The sequence below is a fragment of the Vineibacter terrae genome, assembly GCF_008039615.1.
GTDB lineage: Bacteria > Pseudomonadota > Alphaproteobacteria > Reyranellales > Reyranellaceae > Vineibacter > Vineibacter terrae.
Genome location: NZ_VDUZ01000114.1, coordinates 1 through 1,502, shown reverse-complemented (window position 1 = coordinate 1,502; position 1,502 = coordinate 1). Strand labels below are relative to the sequence as shown.

The 1,502-nt window shown below is 64.0% G+C and carries 1 protein-coding gene; it reads right to left on the bottom strand.

What is annotated here, in order from left to right; genetic code table 11:
* Positions 1 to 19: 19 nt before the first annotated feature.
* The gene (locus FHP25_RS40435; RefSeq protein WP_147852681.1) at positions 20 to 1,258 is read right to left on the bottom strand and encodes an IS110 family RNA-guided transposase; all 1,239 of its coding nucleotides are present in this window, start codon (positions 1,256 to 1,258) and stop codon (positions 20 to 22) included.
* Positions 1,259 to 1,502: the final 244 nt, after the last annotated feature.

The window sequence follows — 1,502 nt, the reverse complement described above, 5'->3', positions numbered from 1 at the left end:
GCCTGAAAGGAAACAGAACTCACGCGGTCGTAGCCATGGGTGTGATTTCGACATGATATCCGAGGCTTGCGAGCTGTTTGACGAGGCGGTTGGTGCGACTCTGCTTGGAGCGGCGAGTGAAGTGGTCGGCGCCGAGATCCTGGTGGACGGTGCCGTCCTTGAGCATGTGGTAGATGGCGGTGAGCATTGCAGCCGCGACGGCGCAGATCGCCTTCTTCGCCTCCATCCGGGCGGCGAGGCGGTAGTACTGGGATCGGTAGTAGGTTCCCTTGGTGCGCACGGCAGCCCAGGCGCTTTGGATCAAGATGCCTTTGAGCCACCGCGAGCCTTTTCTGAGCCGCGACCGGCGGCGCCTGTCGGCACTCTGGTTGTTGGAGGGACACAGGCCAGCCCAGGCCAGCAGATGTCCGGCCGACGGGAAGAGGCTCATATCGACGCCGATCTCCGCCAGGATCGCCGGTGCCGCGATGTCACGCACGCCGGGCACCGTGCTCACCTGTCCGATGGCGTCGCGAAAGGGCTCCAGGTGAACCGCGACCTGGCCATCGATCTCTTCGATCAGTGCCGCCAGCCCGTCGATCTGCCGCAGGTGCAGGTGCAACAGAAAGCGATGGTTCTCGGTCACCCGGCCCTGCAGGACCGCCTGCAGTTCCTCCTGCGACGCTTTGATCCGGCGATGGGCCAACGCCGCCAGCTTGGCCGCATCGGTCTCGCCCGCGATCAGCGCCTCGACCATCCGGCGGCCGCTGACGCCGAGAATGTCGGTGATCTCCGAGTCGAGCTTGATGTTGGCATCCTCCAGCGTCTTCTGCAGCCGCTGCGTATGGCTGGTCTGCTCCCGCACCAGCTGTTTACGCGTCCGCATCAGCACCCGAAGCTCCTGGATCTCCTCGCCCGGCACAAAGCTGGCCCGGATCAGGCCATGCGCCAGCAACTCGGCGATCCACGTCGCATCATTCACGTCGGTCTTGCGACCGGGCACGTTCTTGATATGCGCGGCGTTGGCCAACACCAGGTCAAACTCACCATCGCTCAGGATGTGCCACACGGGCTTCCAGTAAACGCCCGTCGCCTCCATCGCGATGTGCGTCACCCCGTTCTCGGCCAACCACGCCGACAGCGCCAGCAACTCCGACGTCGTCGTTCCAAACGTCCGCACCTCGCGGCGGACCTCGCCATCCTGCACACACCGCACGCAGGCAACCACCGTCTTCTTGTGCACGTCCAGGCCGGCACAGCGCCGATGAATGACTTCCATCGTGGCCTCCTCCTATGGTGCTGCCGGCGTTGGGCGTCTCAGGCTAGAAGTCTGAAAGGCAGGCTCCAGGCCGTGCTCAACACGGCCCTTGGCTCAAATCGTGGTACTCCAGGCGCCCAGGGTTCAAACTCTGTGTCAGGCTCCTCTGCACTAGGGATCCGACCAACCTCGATGCCGGCCGGACAACAGCTTAGCACCCGTTTCAGCCCTTGTGGCCGACGTAGTCGGTGCGGAACTCTGTGGT